26 protein-coding genes and 2 tRNA genes are annotated in these 15,041 nt (G+C 32.8%); 23 read left to right on the top strand and 5 right to left on the bottom strand.

Features of this window, described 5'->3' with window-relative positions; translation table 11 throughout:
* Window positions 1-15 precede the first annotated feature (15 nt).
* Window positions 16-627, bottom strand: coding sequence for a glycosyl transferase family 90 (locus AJ888_RS09300; protein ID WP_002860840.1), 612 nt, complete (start codon window positions 625-627; stop codon window positions 16-18).
* 454 nt (window positions 628-1,081) lie between these two features.
* Window positions 1,082-1,169 (bottom strand) — tRNA-Ser (locus AJ888_RS00315).
* A 136-nt stretch (window positions 1,170-1,305) separates the two neighbouring features.
* Here AJ888_RS00315 and AJ888_RS00310 point away from each other — a divergent pair.
* Window positions 1,306-1,382: transfer RNA gene (locus tag AJ888_RS00310), tRNA-Met, on the top strand.
* A 13-nt stretch (window positions 1,383-1,395) separates the two neighbouring features.
* Here the strand turns inward: AJ888_RS00310 and AJ888_RS00305 are convergent.
* From AJ888_RS00305 to AJ888_RS00295, 3 genes are read right to left on the bottom strand one after another with little or no spacing between them, the layout of a single operon-like run.
* Window positions 1,396-1,494 (bottom strand): hypothetical protein, encoded by a 99-nt coding sequence (locus AJ888_RS00305; RefSeq protein ID WP_002867513.1) that lies wholly within the window; start codon window positions 1,492-1,494, stop codon window positions 1,396-1,398.
* Window positions 1,491-2,561, bottom strand: a complete 1,071-nt coding sequence (rlmN, locus tag AJ888_RS00300; protein WP_002860838.1) for a 23S rRNA (adenine(2503)-C(2))-methyltransferase RlmN — start codon at window positions 2,559-2,561, stop codon at window positions 1,491-1,493. Before rlmN ends, AJ888_RS00305 begins: the two co-directional genes overlap by 4 nt.
* Before the next feature lie 22 nt (window positions 2,562-2,583).
* A complete protein-coding gene (locus AJ888_RS00295) occupies window positions 2,584-3,120 on the bottom strand; it encodes a hypothetical protein (protein ID WP_002860837.1) in 537 nt (178 codons plus the stop codon).
* 80 nt (window positions 3,121-3,200) lie between these two features.
* On the opposite strand from AJ888_RS00295, the gene rsmA reads away from it, so the two are divergent.
* The 22 genes from rsmA to rpsE all read left to right on the top strand — a co-directional run bounded on the left by rsmA (window position 3,201) and on the right by rpsE (window position 15,041).
* The gene (gene rsmA / locus AJ888_RS00290; protein ID WP_002860836.1) at window positions 3,201-4,001 is read left to right on the top strand and encodes a 16S rRNA (adenine(1518)-N(6)/adenine(1519)-N(6))-dimethyltransferase RsmA; all 801 of its coding nucleotides are present in this window, start codon (window positions 3,201-3,203) and stop codon (window positions 3,999-4,001) included.
* On the top strand, window positions 3,970-5,964 hold the full coding sequence (locus AJ888_RS00285; RefSeq protein ID WP_079396328.1) for a ribonuclease J: 1,995 nt from the start codon (window positions 3,970-3,972) through the stop codon (window positions 5,962-5,964). The genes rsmA and AJ888_RS00285 overlap by 32 nt, the downstream gene beginning before the upstream one ends.
* Window positions 5,965-5,999: 35 nt before the next feature.
* Complete coding sequence (locus tag AJ888_RS00280) at window positions 6,000-6,761, top strand: pseudouridine synthase (RefSeq protein ID WP_002860834.1); 762 nt, start codon at window positions 6,000-6,002, stop codon at window positions 6,759-6,761.
* Between the two features lie 197 nt (window positions 6,762-6,958).
* On the top strand, window positions 6,959-7,270 hold the full coding sequence (rpsJ, locus tag AJ888_RS00275; RefSeq protein WP_002779353.1) for a 30S ribosomal protein S10: 312 nt from the start codon (window positions 6,959-6,961) through the stop codon (window positions 7,268-7,270).
* A 9-nt stretch (window positions 7,271-7,279) separates the two neighbouring features.
* Complete coding sequence (rplC, locus tag AJ888_RS00270; RefSeq protein ID WP_002779987.1) at window positions 7,280-7,855, top strand: 50S ribosomal protein L3; 576 nt, start codon at window positions 7,280-7,282, stop codon at window positions 7,853-7,855.
* Window positions 7,852-8,466, top strand: a complete 615-nt coding sequence (gene rplD / locus AJ888_RS00265) for a 50S ribosomal protein L4 (RefSeq protein ID WP_002860833.1) — start codon at window positions 7,852-7,854, stop codon at window positions 8,464-8,466. The genes rplC and rplD overlap by 4 nt, the downstream gene beginning before the upstream one ends.
* A 2-nt stretch (window positions 8,467-8,468) precedes the next feature.
* Window positions 8,469-8,750, top strand: coding sequence for a 50S ribosomal protein L23 (locus AJ888_RS00260; RefSeq protein ID WP_002856384.1), 282 nt, complete (start codon window positions 8,469-8,471; stop codon window positions 8,748-8,750).
* Between the two features lies 1 nt (window position 8,751).
* Window positions 8,752-9,582, top strand: coding sequence for a 50S ribosomal protein L2 (rplB, locus tag AJ888_RS00255; RefSeq protein ID WP_002825501.1), 831 nt, complete (start codon window positions 8,752-8,754; stop codon window positions 9,580-9,582).
* Window position 9,583: 1 nt separating this feature from the next.
* Window positions 9,584-9,865, top strand: coding sequence for a 30S ribosomal protein S19 (rpsS, locus tag AJ888_RS00250; protein WP_002851509.1), 282 nt, complete (start codon window positions 9,584-9,586; stop codon window positions 9,863-9,865).
* A gap of 10 nt (window positions 9,866-9,875) precedes the next feature.
* Window positions 9,876-10,301 carry a 50S ribosomal protein L22 gene (gene rplV / locus AJ888_RS00245; RefSeq protein ID WP_002860832.1) on the top strand — a complete coding sequence of 142 codons (426 nt, stop codon included), beginning with the start codon at window positions 9,876-9,878 and terminating at the stop codon, window positions 10,299-10,301.
* On the top strand, window positions 10,301-11,002 hold the full coding sequence (rpsC, locus tag AJ888_RS00240) for a 30S ribosomal protein S3 (RefSeq protein WP_002851138.1): 702 nt from the start codon (window positions 10,301-10,303) through the stop codon (window positions 11,000-11,002). The genes rplV and rpsC overlap by 1 nt, the downstream gene beginning before the upstream one ends.
* A gap of 2 nt (window positions 11,003-11,004) precedes the next feature.
* Window positions 11,005-11,430, top strand: coding sequence for a 50S ribosomal protein L16 (rplP, locus tag AJ888_RS00235; protein WP_002779441.1), 426 nt, complete (start codon window positions 11,005-11,007; stop codon window positions 11,428-11,430).
* Entirely contained in the window at window positions 11,417-11,602 is a 186-nt protein-coding gene (gene rpmC, locus AJ888_RS00230; protein ID WP_002851566.1) for a 50S ribosomal protein L29, read from the top strand. The genes rplP and rpmC overlap by 14 nt, the downstream gene beginning before the upstream one ends.
* A gap of 9 nt (window positions 11,603-11,611) precedes the next feature.
* Entirely contained in the window at window positions 11,612-11,863 is a 252-nt protein-coding gene (gene rpsQ, locus AJ888_RS00225) for a 30S ribosomal protein S17 (protein WP_002851549.1), read from the top strand.
* Entirely contained in the window at window positions 11,863-12,231 is a 369-nt protein-coding gene (gene rplN / locus AJ888_RS00220) for a 50S ribosomal protein L14 (RefSeq protein WP_002779438.1), read from the top strand. The genes rpsQ and rplN overlap by 1 nt, the downstream gene beginning before the upstream one ends.
* Complete coding sequence (gene rplX, locus AJ888_RS00215; RefSeq protein WP_002779437.1) at window positions 12,231-12,464, top strand: 50S ribosomal protein L24; 234 nt, start codon at window positions 12,231-12,233, stop codon at window positions 12,462-12,464. The genes rplN and rplX overlap by 1 nt, the downstream gene beginning before the upstream one ends.
* Before the next feature lie 3 nt (window positions 12,465-12,467).
* Window positions 12,468-13,013: a 50S ribosomal protein L5 gene (rplE, locus tag AJ888_RS00210; protein ID WP_002870460.1), complete on the top strand. Its 546-nt coding sequence runs from the start codon at window positions 12,468-12,470 to the stop codon at window positions 13,011-13,013.
* 1 nt (window position 13,014) lies between these two features.
* The gene (locus AJ888_RS00205; RefSeq protein WP_002851478.1) at window positions 13,015-13,200 is read left to right on the top strand and encodes a type Z 30S ribosomal protein S14; all 186 of its coding nucleotides are present in this window, start codon (window positions 13,015-13,017) and stop codon (window positions 13,198-13,200) included.
* Between the two features lie 9 nt (window positions 13,201-13,209).
* On the top strand, window positions 13,210-13,605 hold the full coding sequence (gene rpsH, locus AJ888_RS00200) for a 30S ribosomal protein S8 (RefSeq protein ID WP_002860830.1): 396 nt from the start codon (window positions 13,210-13,212) through the stop codon (window positions 13,603-13,605).
* Window positions 13,606-13,683: 78 nt separating this feature from the next.
* On the top strand, window positions 13,684-14,220 hold the full coding sequence (gene rplF, locus AJ888_RS00195; protein ID WP_002851302.1) for a 50S ribosomal protein L6: 537 nt from the start codon (window positions 13,684-13,686) through the stop codon (window positions 14,218-14,220).
* Between the two features lie 9 nt (window positions 14,221-14,229).
* Window positions 14,230-14,586, top strand: coding sequence for a 50S ribosomal protein L18 (gene rplR, locus AJ888_RS00190; RefSeq protein WP_002860829.1), 357 nt, complete (start codon window positions 14,230-14,232; stop codon window positions 14,584-14,586).
* Window positions 14,587-14,597: 11 nt separating this feature from the next.
* On the top strand, window positions 14,598-15,041 hold the full coding sequence (gene rpsE, locus AJ888_RS00185) for a 30S ribosomal protein S5 (protein ID WP_070296082.1): 444 nt from the start codon (window positions 14,598-14,600) through the stop codon (window positions 15,039-15,041).

The raw sequence follows: 15,041 nt of genomic DNA, 5'->3' as shown, positions 1-15,041 counted from the left end.
ATGAGAGTAATTTTACTATTTGATTAATTCTAAAATATCTCTTTTTTTGCTAAGTTCAAGCTGTCTAGAATAATAAAAATATTTGGTCAAAACCAAAATTCCTATATGGAATTCTTTTTTCTTATCTAAAAATTTCTTAATATATTGATGAGCATTATTAATAATTTCCAATGCATCTTTTGGGCGACTTTTAAAATATTCAATTACTGCTGACAAATTCTCATTATCAATCAAAGCAAAGTGATAATTTGGTTTTAGAGTTCCTTCCATAAACCAAGTTTCGCAAGTTATTTTTGGAGCTAAAACTAAAGAATTAGAATTCATAGCCCATTTTAAGTTGCTTGCTACATCGTTACCCTCTAAAGAAATTATAAATTTATACTTCATTTGTTCTTTTTTGTTTAAAAAGTTTTTTTTCCATTGGCTAGGTTGTTTTGAAGTATCTCCTATATTGCAAAAAGTTCTACCAAAATAAGAATCAAAAAATTCTTTTCTATGTTTTTGATATACTGCTCCTCTAAATATTGCTATATCCTTTTTATTTTCATAGTTTATGTTATCTTTTAAAAAGCAAAAATGCCTATTTTTGTCAAGTTTTAATAAAATATTATTTATATTATTTTCCAAAGATCTCGATTTGCAAATAGTTGCTTCTTTAAAAGTATGTCTTACATCGCCAAATTCTTTATTCCATAAAAATTCATCTTTAAAGTATTTACTGATTTCATAAGCATCAAAAGCATAAGATGTCTTTAAAAGGAAATTTTCCTATTTTTCTTTGCTGTAGGTGTAAAAAATTCATTTATTTGATTATAATATTTAACTCGAGTTTGTATTTCTTCTAAGTCTTTAATATTGTATTTTAAAATATCATTAAAAATTTTATCTAAATTTATTTGAAAAAAATATCTTGGTATAAAAGATATTCCTATTCCTTTTAAATTCATTAAAAGTCTTGATTGTAGCATTATAAAAAACCTAATAAATAAAATTTTTAATATTTTATCAAAAATTTAAGAATTTATAAACAATAAAATAACTTTTGACAGAACAATAATATTTTAAATATTAAAAATAAGAATGGCAGACAGGAAGGGATTCGAACCCTCGAAAGCTTGCACTTTACACGCGTTCCAGGCGTGCTCCTTCAACCGCTCGGACACCTGTCTATGAAATAAAGTATTTATTATATCTAATAAAAGCTTTAAAAATAAAGAAATTTTGTAAATATTGAAAATAAAATTATTTTTTAAAAAAAATCAGAAAATTTTTAGTAAAAAGTAGTATAATTATATTTTTATTTTAGTCAGGGTAGCTCAGCTGGTTAGAGCGCTGGTCTCATAAGCCGGAGGTCGGGAGTTCAAGTCTCCCCCTTGACACCATTAAGTGTAAGAATTATTTTTTTTCTTTTGTTACTACAAAAACAATTCCACCAAAACCTATAATCACAACAGCTGTTATAAAAATGATTTCGAAAATATCTAACATTGTCATTGTTCTTTTGCCCTTTCTTTAAGCTGTCCACAAGCAGCTGAAATGTCAAGCCCTTTACTTTCTCTTATGGTGCAAGTTACACCTTTATTGCTGAGTAAATCTTGAAATTTAATCGCGTTTTCTAAACTAGGGCGTTTATATAAACTTCCTTCATGTGGATTAAAGAGTATTAAATTTACTTTAGCTTTAATACCATTTAAAAGCTTGACTAATTCTTTAGCGTGTTCAAGCTTATCATTAATACCATCAATTAAAAGATATTCAAACATCACTCTTTTTCTTTGATCTATGGGAAATTCACGCACCGCATCCATAATCGCAGCGATATTATAAGCTTTATTGATAGGCATAAGCTCAGTTCGAAGCTCATCATTAACTGCATGCAACGATATAGCAAGTAAAACACCTAAATTCATTTGACCTAATTCTTTGATTTGTTTTGCCAAACCACTAGTACTGATGGTTTGACGGCGTGGGCTTATGGCAAGTCCATCATTTTGTGATAAAATTTTTACCGCTTTAGAAACATTTTTAAGATTATCCAAAGGCTCACCCATACCCATATATACTATATTTACACGGCGTTCGTAAGGGATATTGTTTTGTTTTTTGATCCATAAAATTTGTCCGACTATCTCCCCTGCACTTAAATTTCTTTTCAAACCACCCTTGGCAGTAAGACAAAAACTACAGCCACTTTTACAACCCACTTGAGAAGAAACACAGATAGTATATCTCGCATGAGAAATTCTTTTGCCTTCCGCGTCTATTTTTTCTTCTTTCATAGGCAAAAGCACACTTTCTATCCTTAAACCATCAACGAGTTCAAAAAGATATTTTATACTTCCATCTTTACTTTGCTCATTTTTAACGCATTTTACAGGAGAGAAATGAAAATTTTGTGCAAGTTCTAAACGTAGATCTTTTGGTAAACTTGACATATCGGAAAAATTATTGGCGTATTTTTGATAAATCCATTGATAAATTTGTTTCACGCGAAACATCGGTTTGATTTTTTCTCCTAATTCTTCAGGTAAAAAATCTAAAATATTAACAAGCTCTTTCAAAATTATTTTCCTTTTTGAATTTTTAAATATAATAATATTTTTTTAAGTATTCTTCTAATTTTTCTTTTGCCTTTTGATGATTTTTTATAAAATCTTCGTGAGCGTTTTCATTGCAAAAATTTGTTGCACACAAAATACACTCTGCATCAATATTTAAATTTTTAGCTACGCTCAAAATAGAAAAGGCTTCCATATTTTCTGCAAAAAAACCTAATTTTGAAAATTCTTTTGCTGCTTTTGAATTTTGACAAATATAATTTGAAGAATTGATTTTGATTGTTTCACGAGAAACATTTTCTTTTTCTAAGCAAATTTCATATTTTGCAGGAGTATAAAAAGCATGTGAAATTTTAGAAAATTCTACATTAAAAGCATATGAACTTCTATAAATTTCTAAAATTTCCCCCTTATCATAAAGCCCACAAGTTCCTATAAATATGAGTTTTGATGGTTTTTCTTTTAAGCAAAGTTGACCCAAATGAAAAGCTGATTCAACCAAACCTATACCTATAGCTTTTGCAAAAGAAAAATTTTCATTTCCACCCGCACAAACAATCATTTTGTTCCTTATGAAATTTTATAAAAAATAATTCTACCTAAAAAGACTTAATTAAGAATTTTTAGATAAAATTATTTCTTATGGTTAAAGCAAAAAAACAATACGGACAAAATTTTTTAATCGATAAAAGCGTATTAGCAAAAATCATCCAAGCCATACCCAAAGAGATGAACAATATCATTGAGATTGGGCCTGGCTTAGGTGATTTAACGCAAGAACTTTTAAAAATTTCTCAAGTAAAAGCTTATGAAATCGATAATGATCTCATACCTATTTTAAAAAAGAAATTTCAAAAAGAACTTGAATGTGGAAAATTTAACTTGATCCATCAAGACGCAAGCGAAGCTTTTAATTCTAGTCTTGATGAAAAACCATATTTTTTGGTTGCAAATTTGCCTTATTATGTTGCAAGTCACATTATATTAAGAGCTTTAGAAGATAAAAATTGTCTAGGGCTTATTGTAATGGTGCAAAAAGAAATGGCTGAAAAATTCTGCGCTAAGGAAGGAAATAGTGAGTTTTCTTCCTTAGGCGTTTTAAGTGCAATGATTTGCGAAAGAAAAATACTTTTTGATGTTGATCCACAATGTTTTAATCCGCCGCCAAAAGTTATATCAGCGGTAATGAGTTTGATTAAAACTAAGGATTTTGATGAATTTTGTGAAATAGAAAATTTCAAAAATTTTCTAAAAGACTGTTTTAAAGCTCCTAGAAAACAACTCTTAGGAAATTTAAAAACATATAAAGTAAAAGTTTTAGAAGTTTTAAGCATTCTTGGCTTAAAAGAAAACATCAGACCACATGAAATTTGCGTTAATTCATACCTTAAAATTTATGACAAATTAAAGGATGAATATGGACGAAAACAAAGAGATAAATAAAAACGAACAAAATCCGAACTCAAATTCAAAAAACAATAAACGCTATAAATATAAAAATCGCAGAAAAAAATTAGCCGATTCTTTGCAAAATGAAAACGATACTCCAAAAATCGATCAAATTTCTAACAAGGAAAATTCTGAAAACTCAGAAAATAAAACTGAGAAAAAAAAGAAGAAAAATCGCAATCTTCCTTCAAAACTCACAGGCAATGAAGATTGGCAAATCGCTCTTGCAGAATGTATAGAAGCTAACCGTGTTTCACATGAAAACCGCTTACACCCTTTAAAATATAATAATTCTAGCGAACATAAAATCCGCATTACTCCTTTAGGAGGCTTAGGAGAAATCGGTGGAAATATTAGCGTTTTTGAAACCAATAAAGATGCAATCATAATAGATATAGGCATGAGTTTTCCTGATGGAACTATGCATGGGGTAGATATTATCATCCCTGATTTTGATTATGTAAGAAAAATTAAAGATAAAATTCGTGGTATAGTGATTACCCATGCACACGAAGATCATATCGGTGCGGTGCCTTATTTCTTTAAAGAATTTCAATTTCCTATCTACGCTACGCCTTTGGCTTTAGGGATGATTTCAAACAAATTTGAAGAACATGGCTTAAAAGCAGAACGCAAATGGTTTCGCCCTGTAGAAAAACGCCGTGTTTATGAGATAGGCGAATTTGATATAGAATGGATCCATATCACGCATTCTATTATTGATGCTTCAGCACTTGCGATCAAAACAAAAGCAGGAACTATTATCCATACAGGTGATTTTAAAATCGATCAAACCCCAATCGATGGCTATCCAACAGACTTAGGGCGTTTGGCACATTATGGGGAAGAAGGGGTTTTATGTCTTTTAAGCGATAGTACAAATTCCTATAAAGAAGGCTATACAAAAAGTGAAAGCTCCGTAGGACCAACTTTTGATCAAATTTTTGCACGCACTAAGGGCAGAGTGATCATGAGTACTTTTAGTTCTAATATCCACCGCGTTTATCAAGCTATCACTTATGGTTTAAAATACGGCAGAAAAGTTTGTGTCATCGGTCGTTCTATGGAAAGAAATCTTTATACCACTATGGAATTAGGCTACATCAAACTTGATAGAAAAATTTTCATCGATGCTGATGAAGTAAGTAAATATAAAGACAATGAAGTGCTTATTGTAACCACAGGAAGTCAAGGCGAAACCATGAGTGCGCTTTATAGAATGGCAACAGATGAGCATAAATTTATAAAAATCAAACCTACAGATCAAGTAATCATTTCAGCTAAAGCCATACCAGGAAATGAAGCAAGTGTTTCTGCGGTGCTTGACTATCTTTTAAAAGCAGGAGCTAAAGTAGCGTATCAAGAATTTAGTGAAATTCATGTAAGCGGACACGCTAGTATAGAAGAGCAAAAACTTATGCTAACCCTTACCAAACCTAAATTTTTCTTACCAGTTCATGGAGAATACAATCACATCACCAAGCACAAAGAAACAGCGATGAAGTGCGGTATCCCCGAAAGAAATATTTATCTTATGAGTGATGGCGATCAAGTAGAACTTTGTCAAAAATATGTCAAACGCATAAAAACCGTAAAAATAGGTAAAGTTTTTGTGGATAATCAAATCAACAAACAAATCGCCGATGATGTAGTTATAGATCGCCAAAAACTTGCAGATAGTGGTATAGTGGTTATTATCGCACAAATTGACAAAGCCACAAAAACACTGATCAACAAACCAAGAGTATTTAGCTATGGGTTAGTAGCTGACAAACACGATCATGCTTTTAGCAAAGATATGGCTGAAGTTTTAGGACAGTTTTTCATCAATGTTAAAGATGAAGTACTCAATGATCCAAGATTTTTAGAAAATCAAATCCGCCAAGTTTTAAGAAAGCATATTTTTAGAAAGATTAAAAAATACCCAACCATAGTTCCAACTATTTTTGTAATGTAAAAAAGGGCAAAAACGCCCTTTTTAAGGAAGATCAAATGAGAATTAATAAATTTATATCCCATAATACCTGCTATTCACGTCGTGAAGCTGATGAGCTTATCAAACAAGGCTTAATAAAAATAAACAATAAAATTGCCCTTTTAAGCGATGAGGTTAAATTTGATGATAAAGTCTTTGTTAAGGGTAAAAGAGTGCAAAAAAGAACGCAATTTAGCGTGATAATCTACCATAAACAAAAAGGTGAAATTGTCAGTAAAAAAGACGATCGTGGAAGAAAAACTATATATGATACCTTGCCAAGACAATTTAGTACTTGGCTTAGCGTAGGTAGGCTGGATTATGCAAGTGAAGGCTTACTTTTGCTTACAGATTCTCCTGTGATTGCTGATGCTTTAATGCATAGCGATTTAGAAAGAGAATACTACCTTAAAGTTAAAGGCACGGTGAGCAAACAAGTCATCGAAGCCATGCAAAATGGACTTGAGATTAAAAATGAAAAAAAAGGTGCACACGCAAAAACCAAAATTACCTCTATGAGTTTTGCTCCTTTTATTGACTTTGAAATTTTTGGATCAAGTGGAGGTTATACTAAGCTTAGAGTGGTTATAAATGAAGGTAAAAATAGAGAGCTTAGACGCTTTTTTGGGCATTTTGATCTTGAGGTTATGGATCTTAAGCGTGTTGCTTTTGGGGCTTTAGATCTTGGTATGTTAAAGGCAGGAAAACATCGCTATTTGGAAAATGGCGAATATGAAAAATTAAGAGATTTTTTAAAATTTAATGAAATAAGATATTGATCATTATATACAAAAATTTAAAAAATAATGATAATTTTTAAATTCTAAAAATTCTATTTTTATCCTTTTTAAAAGGAAAATAATAGAAAAATTTCATCAAATTCCTTGACTTTGAAAACAAGATTTTATATACTCTCATTTCAATTTTTATAAATTGGTTAGTTTTTAACTAACGAGTTCTTTTTAAAGGAAATATTATGGAAAGAATTAGGCTTAAGCTAAAAGCTTATGACCATCGAGTACTAGACAGAACAGTTGCAGCAATCGTAGAAGCTGTTAAAAGAACAGGTGCGGATATCAGAGGTCCGATACCAATGCCTACTAAAATCAAACGCTATACAGTTTTAAAATCTCCACACATTAACAAAGATTCTCGTGAGCAGTTTGAAATAAGAATTCACGCGCGTATGCTAGATATAGTAGCAGCGACTCCAGATACAGTTGATTCTTTAACTAAGCTTGATTTAGCGCCAGAAGTAAGCGTTGAAGTAAGAGCTATGGGTAAGTAAGGATAAGATATGGAATATATTGTAGAAAAAATCGGAATGAGCAGAACAATTACTAATCCAAGTATCGCTGTAACTTTACTAAGAGTTGTAAATGCAAAAGTATGTGAAGTTGAAGGCGGAAAGGCTTTAGTAGCATATCCAAAAGGTAAAGCAAGTAATAAATGTGTCGCAGGACAACAAAAAAAGTATAATCTTTCTGCAGAATACAATAGATTTGCGACTTTAGAAGTAGCAAATACTGAAGCAGGAGATTTAGATGAAACTCCATTAAATGAAGCAAAAATTTTAAAAGTAAGCTTTAACACTAAAGGTAGAGGTTATAGCGGTGTTATGAAAAGACATAACTTCGCAGGGGGTCCAGCAAGTCATGGTTCGAGATTTCATAGACGCCACGGATCTATTGGTAATAGAGAATGGCCAGGTCGTGTTCAACCAGGTATGAAAATGGCAGGACATTATGGAAATACTAAAGTAACCGTTAAAAACGAAGTTGTATCTTATGATGCTGAAAACAAAATTTTAGTAGTTAAGGGTGCAGTACCAGGTTATAATGGTGCTATGGGTAAAATAAGGATTGCAAAATGAGTAAAGTAGTTGTTTTAAATGATAAGTTAGAAAAAGCAGGTGAACTTGATTTGCCTTCAAAATATGCGGAAGTAAATCCACACAATCTTTACTTATATGTAAAATCTTACCTTGCAAGTTTAAGAGCAAATACAGCTCATGCTAAAGGTAGAAGTGATGTAAGTGGTGGTGGTAAAAAACCTTGGAGACAAAAAGGTCGTGGCGGTGCTAGAGCGGGTTCAACAAGAACTAACGTTTGGGTAGGTGGCGCGGTTGCTTTTGGCCCAACAAATGAAAGAAACTACTTTCAAAAAGTAAATAAAAAACAAAAAAGATTGGCGCTTGAAAGAGCTTTAGCAGATAAAGCAGCTAAAGGTGCGTTATTTACTGCTGATTCTTTGGTTATTGAAAGTGGCAAAACAAAAGATGCAAACGCTGTGATTAAAAAACTTGGCGTCAAAGATGCTTTAATCGTTAAAGATTTACTAGATGAAAAAACACTTTTAGCTTACAGAAATTTAGCAAATTGCTATGTAGTTGATGTAACTGAAGTAAATGCTTATTTAGTATCTGTATTTAATGCTGTTATCATAGAAAAATCAGCATTAGAATCTATTACAAAAGAGGGATAATTATGGCAGATATTACTGATATAAAGACTATACTTTACACAGAAAAAAGTTTGAATTTGCAAGAGCAAGGTGTCGTAGTTATTCAAACTTCACCAAAAATGACTAAAACAGGCTTGAAAGCGGTTTTAAAAGAGTATTTTGGTGTAACTCCAAAAAGTATCAATTCTTTAAGAATGGATGGAAAAGTTAAGCGTTTTAGAGGTCGTTTAGGTCAAAGAAACGATTATAAAAAATTCTATGTTAAGCTACCTGAAGGTGTTAGCTTAGAAAATACGGAGGCTTAAGATGGCAATTAAAACTTATAAACCATATACTCCAAGTAGAAGATATATCACAGGTTTAAGTTCTGAAGATATTACAGCTAAACCAAGTGTACGCTCACTACTTGTTAAACTTCCAGCACACGCGGGTCGTAACAGCTATGGAAGAATTACAAGTCGTCATAAAGAAGCGGGTGCTAAAAAACTTTACAGAATTATTGATTTTAAACGTCGTAAATTCGGTATAGAAGGTAAAGTAGAAGCAATCGAGTATGATCCATATAGAAATTGTAGAATTGCTTTGATTGCTTATAAAGATGGGGAAAAAAGATATATTCTTCAACCACGTGGATTAAGCGTTGGCGATATTGTTGCAGCTGCTGAAAGCGGACTTGATATTAAACCAGGTAATGCAATGAAACTTAAAAACATTCCTGTGGGTACTATTGTTCATAATGTTGAGTTAAAGCCAGGCAAAGGCGGTCAAATGATCCGTTCTGCAGGTGCTTATGCACAACTTATGGGTAAAGAAGAAAAATATGTTATCTTAAGACTTGCAAGTGGCGAAATGAGACAAGTTTTAGCTGAATGTATGGCAAGTATCGGCGAAGTTGGAAATGAAGAATGGGCTAATGTAACTATCGGTAAAGCAGGTAGAAATCGCCATAGAGGTATCCGTCCACAAACTCGTGGTTCTGCTATGAACCCAGTAGATCACCCGCACGGTGGGGGTGAAGGTAAGAAAAATTCAGGCCGTCATCCAGTAACTCCATGGGGTAAACCAACTAAAGGTGCGAAAACTCGTCGTAAAAAAGCTAGCGATAAGCTAATAATTTCAAGAAGAAAAGGAAAGTAAGATGGCTAGATCACTAAAAAAAGGTCCTTTTGTTGATGATCATGTAATGAAAAAAGTCATCGCTGCTAAAAAGGCTAATGATAATAAACCAATTAAAACTTGGTCAAGAAGAAGCACAATTACTCCTGATATGATAGGACTTACATTTAATGTTCATAATGGTAAAAGCTTTATTCCAGTTTATATTACTGAAAATCATATCGGTTATAAGCTTGGTGAATTTGCTCCAACACGCACATTTAAAGGGCATAAAGGCTCTGTGCAAAAGAAAATTGGTAAGTAAGGGATAAGATATGAGTAAAGCATTAATTAAATTCATAAGATTATCTCCAACTAAAGCAAGATTGATTGCTAGGGAAGTTCAGGGGATGAATGCAGAATTAGCTATGGCTAGTTTAAAATTTATGCCAAATAAAGGTGCAAAATATATCGCAAACGCAATTTCAAGTGCAGTAGCAAATGGTGGCTTTGAAGCAAACGAAGTGATTGTAAAAAGTTGTCGCGTGGATGCAGCTGCGGTGTTAAAAAGATTTAGACCAAGAGCTAGAGGAAGTGCAAGTCGTATTAGAAAACCAACTTCACATATTTTAGTAGAAGTGGCAAAAGCAGAAGTGAAAGCTGAAGAGAAAAAAACAGTAGCTAAAAAAACTACTACAACAAAAGCTCCAGCTAAAAAAACAACAAGCACTAAAAAAGCAACAGCGAAAAAGGAAAGCTAATGGGACAAAAAGTTAATCCAATTGGTCTAAGACTAGGAATCAATAGAAACTGGGAATCAAGATGGTTTCCAACTAAAGCAAATTTAGTAGAAAATATCGGTGAAGATTACAAAATTAGAGCTTTCTTAAAAAGAAAACTTTATTATGCAGGAATTAGCCAAATTTTAGTAGAAAGAACTGCTAAAAAACTTCGCGTTACTGTAGTTGCTGCAAGACCAGGTATCATCATCGGTAAAAAAGGTAGTGATGTTGATAATTTAAGAAAAGAATTGCAAGATTTAATCGGTAAAGATGTAAATATCAATATCAAAGAAGAAAGAAAAGCAGGAGCTTCAGCTCAACTTGCTGCTGAAAGTGTTGCAACTCAACTTGAAAAAAGAATTGCTTTTAGAAGAGCAATGAAAAAAGTAATTCAAGGCGCGCAAAAAGCAGGTGCTAAAGGGATTAAAGTTTCAGTTTCTGGTCGTTTAGGCGGTGCTGAAATGGCAAGAACAGAATGGTATCTTGAAGGACGCGTTCCACTTCATACTTTAAGAGCAAAAATCGATTATGGTTTTGCAGAAGCTAGAACTACTTATGGAAACATAGGGGTTAAAGTATGGATCTTTAAAGGTGAGGTATTACACAAAGGTATGCAACCTGAAAAAACTGAAGAAAGTGCTCCAGCTAAAAAGCCAAGACGCACAAGAAGGGGTAAATAATCATGTTAATGCCAAAAAGAACTAAATATCGCAAAATGATGAAAGGGCGTAACAGAGGTTATGCTAATCGTGGAACAGAATTTACTTTTGGTGAATTTGCATTAAAAGCAACTGAAGCAGGACGCATTAACTCACGCCAAATCGAAGCAGCGCGTATTGCTTTAACTCGTTTTGTTAAAAGACAAGGAAAAACTTGGATTAGAGTTTTCCCAGATAAGCCTTTGACAAAAAAACCTTTAGAAACTCGTATGGGTAAAGGTAAAGGTGCTGTTGAGGAATGGGTAATGAATATCAAGCCAGGCCGTATCATTTATGAAATGGCAGGAGTAAGCGAAGAAATGGCAAGAGAAGCATTGACTTTAGCTATGCATAAACTTCCATTTAAAACTAAGTTTGTTACAAGAGAGAGCCAAAATGAAATATACTGAGATTAAAGATAAAACAGCAGCTGAGCTTGCAACAATGCTAAAAGAAAAAAAGGTGCTTTTATTCACTTTAAAACAAAAGCTAAAAACAATGCAACTTACTAATCCAAAAGAGATTAGCCAAGTAAAAAAAGACATTGCTAGAATAAATACAGCAATTAACGCTTTAAGATAAGGATAGAAAATGGCATTTAAAAGAGAAATTCAAGGCGTTGTTGTTAAAATCGCTGGTGAAAAAACCGCAAGTGTTTTGGTTGAAAGAAAAGTGGTTCATCCAAGATATAGAAAAATTGTTAAACGCTTTAAAAAATATCTAATTCATGATGAGAGAAATGAAGTTAAAGTGGGTGATACTGTTGTTGCAGTAGAATGCAGACCACTTTCAAAAAGAAAATCATTTCGCTTAAAATCTGTATTAGCTACAGGAGTTGAGTAATGATTCAAAGTTTTACTAGACTTGCAGTTGCTGATAATAGCGGTGCAAAAGAATTAATGTGTATCAAGGTTTTAGGGGGTAGCAAAAGAAGATACGCTACTGTAGGTGATGTAATCGTTGCATCTGTTAAAAAAGCTTTACCAAATGGAAAAGTTAAAAAAGGTCAAGTGGTAAAAGCGGTTATCGTTAGAACTAAAAAAGAAATTCATAGAGATAATGGTTCTTTGATTCGTTTTGATGAAAACGCTGCAGTTATTCTTGATAATAAAAGAGAGCCTATCGGAACTCGTATCTTTGGGCCAGTGGGCAGAGAAGTTAGATATGGTGGCTTTATGAAAATCGTTTCACTAGCACCGGAGGTATTATAATGGCGGTTAAATTAAAAATCAAAAAAGGTGATAGCGTTAAGGTTATCACAGGCGATGATAAAGGTAAAACAGGTAAAGTTTTGGCGGTATATCCAAAAACACTTAAAGTGGTAGTTGAAGGATGTAAAATTGCTAAAAAAGCTATTAAGCCGAGCGAGAAAAACCCAAATGGTGGTTTTATCAATAAAGAAATGCCAATGGATATTTCCAATGTGGCAAAAGTTCAGGAGTAAGCGATGATGAGATTAAAAGAAAAATACAATCAAAGCATTAAACCTGCATTGGTTAAAGAATTTGATATTAAAAATCCTATGCTTATCCCTGTGATCGAAAAAGTAGTTATCAGTGTAGGTGCTGGTGAGTTAGCTAAAGATCAAAAAGTATTGCAAAATGTTGCAGATACTATTTCTTTAATTGCAGGACAAAGGGCTGTGATTACTAAAGCTAAAAAATCAGTTGCAGGATTTAAAGTTCGCGAAGGTTTTCCTGTAGGTGTAATGGTAACTTTAAGAAAAGAAAATATGTATGCTTTTCTTGATAAATTAATTTCTATTGCTTTGCCAAGGGTGAAAGACTTTAGAGGTTTAAGTAGAGATGGTTTTGATGGACGCGGAAACTATAACTTCGGTCTTGATGAGCAGTTGATGTTCCCAGAAGTGGAGTATGATAAAATTTTAAGAACTCATGGTATGAATATTTCTATAGTTACAACAGCACAAAATGACAAACAGGCACAAAAGTTATTAGAACTTATCGGTGTGCCATTTACAAAAGGAAAGTAAGATGGCTAAAAAATCAATGATTGCAAAAGCGGCACGCAAGCCTAAATTTAAGGTTAGAGCTTATACGAGATGCCAAATTTGTGGGCGTCCGCATTCGGTTTATAGAGATTTTGGAATTTGCAGAGTTTGCTTAAGAAAAATGGGCAATGAAGGTTTGATTCCAGGTCTTAAAAAAGCAAGTTGGTAAGGATAAAATATGATAAATGATATTATTTCAGATTCACTCACTCGTATCAGAAATGCAGGAATGAGAAAGCTTGAAACAACCAAGCTTTTACATTCTAAAGTTGTAGAAGCTTTAGTTGGAATTTTTCAAGCTAAGGGCTATATTGAGAGTTTTAACGTTATTGAAGAAGATAAAAAGAAATTTATCAATGTAGTTTTAAAATACGATGAAAAAGGTAAGAGTGTTATCAATGAGCTTAAAAGAATTTCTAAGCCCGGTCGTCGTGTTTATAAAGGTAAAGATGAAATCAAGCGTTTTAAAAATGGTTATGGTACTATTGTAGTTAGCACAAGTCGTGGCGTTTTGGCTAATGATGAAGCTTATAAAGCAGGTGTTGGCGGCGAAATTTTATGTACTATTTGGTAAAAAATCTGCTTTTTATGGCATTGGGTATCCATTCTTTTAAAAAAGTAGAAATATCCTAGACAAATAAAAAGGAAAAATATGTCTCGTATAGGTAAACAACCGATTGCTATTCCAGCAGGAGTAGAAGTAAAATTAGAAGGAAATTTGCTTAAATTTAAAAAAGGAAATTTGGCAAAAGAACTTGATACTAAAGCAAATGTAAATGTTGAGATTAAAGATAATAATATTCTTTTTTCTCCAAAAGGTGAAGATAGACAAAGTAGAGCTTATTGGGGAACTTACAGAGCTTTAGCTTACAATATCGTTGTAGGTTTAACTCAAGGTTTTTCAAAAACTCTTGAAATCAATGGAGTTGGTTATAAAGCAGCTTTAAAAGGTAAAGTTTTAGAACTAAGCCTTGGTTTTTCTCATCCTATTAATTATGATATTCCAGAAGGAATTGAAATTGTAGTGGATAAAAATACTATTGCAGTTAAAGGAAGTGATAAACAAGTTGTAGGTCAAGTTGCTGCTCAAATTCGTGAATTTAGACCACCAGAGCCATATAAAGGAAAAGGCGTTAAGTATTCTGATGAACGCATTATCCGCAAAGCTGGTAAGACATCTAAGAAGTAAGGGTAGAATATGAGAGCAAATGTATTAAAAAGAAAACTAACTTTAAGAATCAAAAGAAAAAAAAGAATTAGAGCGAAAATTTCAGGTTGTGAAAATTTTCCAAGAATTTCTGTATTTAAATCGAACAGAACTCTATATATCCAAGCGATTGATGATGCAAAAGCTGTAACTTTAGCAGCAGTTGATGGACGCAAACTTGGCGTTAAAGCAAATAAAGAAGGCGCTAAAAAAATCGCTGCTGAATTTGCTAAAACTTTAAAAGCTAAAAAGATAGAACAAGCTGTTTTTGATAGAAATGGTTATGTATATCATGGTGTTATTGCAGTTTTGGCTGAATCTTTAAGAGAAAATGGCATTAGGCTATAAGGGGTAAATCGATGGAAAAATATAATAGAGAAGAATTTGAAGAAGTAATCGTCGATATCGGCAGAGTTACTAAGGTTGTTAAAGGTGGTAGAAGATTTAGATTTACTGCTTTAGTTATCGTTGGAAACCGCAAAGGTTTAGTAGGTATTGGTTATGGTAAGGCTAAGGAAGTTCCAGATGCTATCCGTAAAGCTGTTGACGATGCGTTTAAAAATATCGTTGAAGTTAAAACTAAAGGCTCAACTATTGCTCACGATGTAGAGGTAAAATATAATGCAAGTAGAATTTTACTTAAACCAGCTAGTGAAGGTACAGGAGTTATCGCAGGTGGTTCTACACGCCCTATCGTGGAACTTGCAGGTATTAAAGACATCTTAACCAAGTCTTTGGGTTCAAATAATTCAGCTAATGTGGTTCGTGCTACAATCAAAGCTTTAACAATGTTAAAAGGATAA

The sequence above is a fragment of the Campylobacter sp. BCW_6467 genome (assembly GCF_001762855.1).
GTDB classification, from domain to species: Bacteria; Campylobacterota; Campylobacteria; order Campylobacterales; family Campylobacteraceae; genus Campylobacter_D; species Campylobacter_D jejuni.
This window is presented reverse-complemented; position numbering and strand designations above follow the sequence as displayed.

Excerpts from the sequence above, each read along its gene's own strand:
- rplX (WP_002779437.1), top strand. The coding sequence starts at position 12,231 with ATGGCGGTTAAATTAAAAATCAAAAAAGGTGATAGCGTTAAGGTTATC.
- rplN (WP_002779438.1), top strand. The coding sequence starts at position 11,863 with ATGATTCAAAGTTTTACTAGACTTGCAGTTGCTGATAATAGCGGTGCA.
- AJ888_RS00305 (WP_002867513.1), bottom strand. The coding sequence starts at position 1,494 with ATGACAATGTTAGATATTTTCGAAATCATTTTTATAACAGCTGTTGTG.
- rplV (WP_002860832.1), top strand. The coding sequence starts at position 9,876 with ATGAGTAAAGCATTAATTAAATTCATAAGATTATCTCCAACTAAAGCA.
- rplC (WP_002779987.1), top strand. The coding sequence starts at position 7,280 with ATGGAATATATTGTAGAAAAAATCGGAATGAGCAGAACAATTACTAAT.
- rplD (WP_002860833.1), top strand. The coding sequence starts at position 7,852 with ATGAGTAAAGTAGTTGTTTTAAATGATAAGTTAGAAAAAGCAGGTGAA.
- AJ888_RS00295 (WP_002860837.1), bottom strand. The coding sequence starts at position 3,120 with ATGATTGTTTGTGCGGGTGGAAATGAAAATTTTTCTTTTGCAAAAGCT.
- rplP (WP_002779441.1), top strand. The coding sequence starts at position 11,005 with ATGTTAATGCCAAAAAGAACTAAATATCGCAAAATGATGAAAGGGCGT.
- rpsJ (WP_002779353.1), top strand. The coding sequence starts at position 6,959 with ATGGAAAGAATTAGGCTTAAGCTAAAAGCTTATGACCATCGAGTACTA.
- rplE (WP_002870460.1), top strand. The coding sequence starts at position 12,468 with ATGATGAGATTAAAAGAAAAATACAATCAAAGCATTAAACCTGCATTG.
- rpsC (WP_002851138.1), top strand. The coding sequence starts at position 10,301 with ATGGGACAAAAAGTTAATCCAATTGGTCTAAGACTAGGAATCAATAGA.
- rplR (WP_002860829.1), top strand. The coding sequence starts at position 14,230 with ATGAGAGCAAATGTATTAAAAAGAAAACTAACTTTAAGAATCAAAAGA.
- rpsQ (WP_002851549.1), top strand. The coding sequence starts at position 11,612 with ATGGCATTTAAAAGAGAAATTCAAGGCGTTGTTGTTAAAATCGCTGGT.
- rpmC (WP_002851566.1), top strand. The coding sequence starts at position 11,417 with ATGAAATATACTGAGATTAAAGATAAAACAGCAGCTGAGCTTGCAACA.
- AJ888_RS00280 (WP_002860834.1), top strand. The coding sequence starts at position 6,000 with ATGAGAATTAATAAATTTATATCCCATAATACCTGCTATTCACGTCGT.
- rpsS (WP_002851509.1), top strand. The coding sequence starts at position 9,584 with ATGGCTAGATCACTAAAAAAAGGTCCTTTTGTTGATGATCATGTAATG.
- rplB (WP_002825501.1), top strand. The coding sequence starts at position 8,752 with ATGGCAATTAAAACTTATAAACCATATACTCCAAGTAGAAGATATATC.
- rsmA (WP_002860836.1), top strand. The coding sequence starts at position 3,201 with ATGGTTAAAGCAAAAAAACAATACGGACAAAATTTTTTAATCGATAAA.
- AJ888_RS00205 (WP_002851478.1), top strand. The coding sequence starts at position 13,015 with ATGGCTAAAAAATCAATGATTGCAAAAGCGGCACGCAAGCCTAAATTT.
- AJ888_RS00260 (WP_002856384.1), top strand. The coding sequence starts at position 8,469 with ATGGCAGATATTACTGATATAAAGACTATACTTTACACAGAAAAAAGT.
- AJ888_RS00285 (WP_079396328.1), top strand. The coding sequence starts at position 3,970 with ATGAATATGGACGAAAACAAAGAGATAAATAAAAACGAACAAAATCCG.
- rplF (WP_002851302.1), top strand. The coding sequence starts at position 13,684 with ATGTCTCGTATAGGTAAACAACCGATTGCTATTCCAGCAGGAGTAGAA.
- rpsH (WP_002860830.1), top strand. The coding sequence starts at position 13,210 with ATGATAAATGATATTATTTCAGATTCACTCACTCGTATCAGAAATGCA.
- rpsE (WP_070296082.1), top strand. The coding sequence starts at position 14,598 with ATGGAAAAATATAATAGAGAAGAATTTGAAGAAGTAATCGTCGATATC.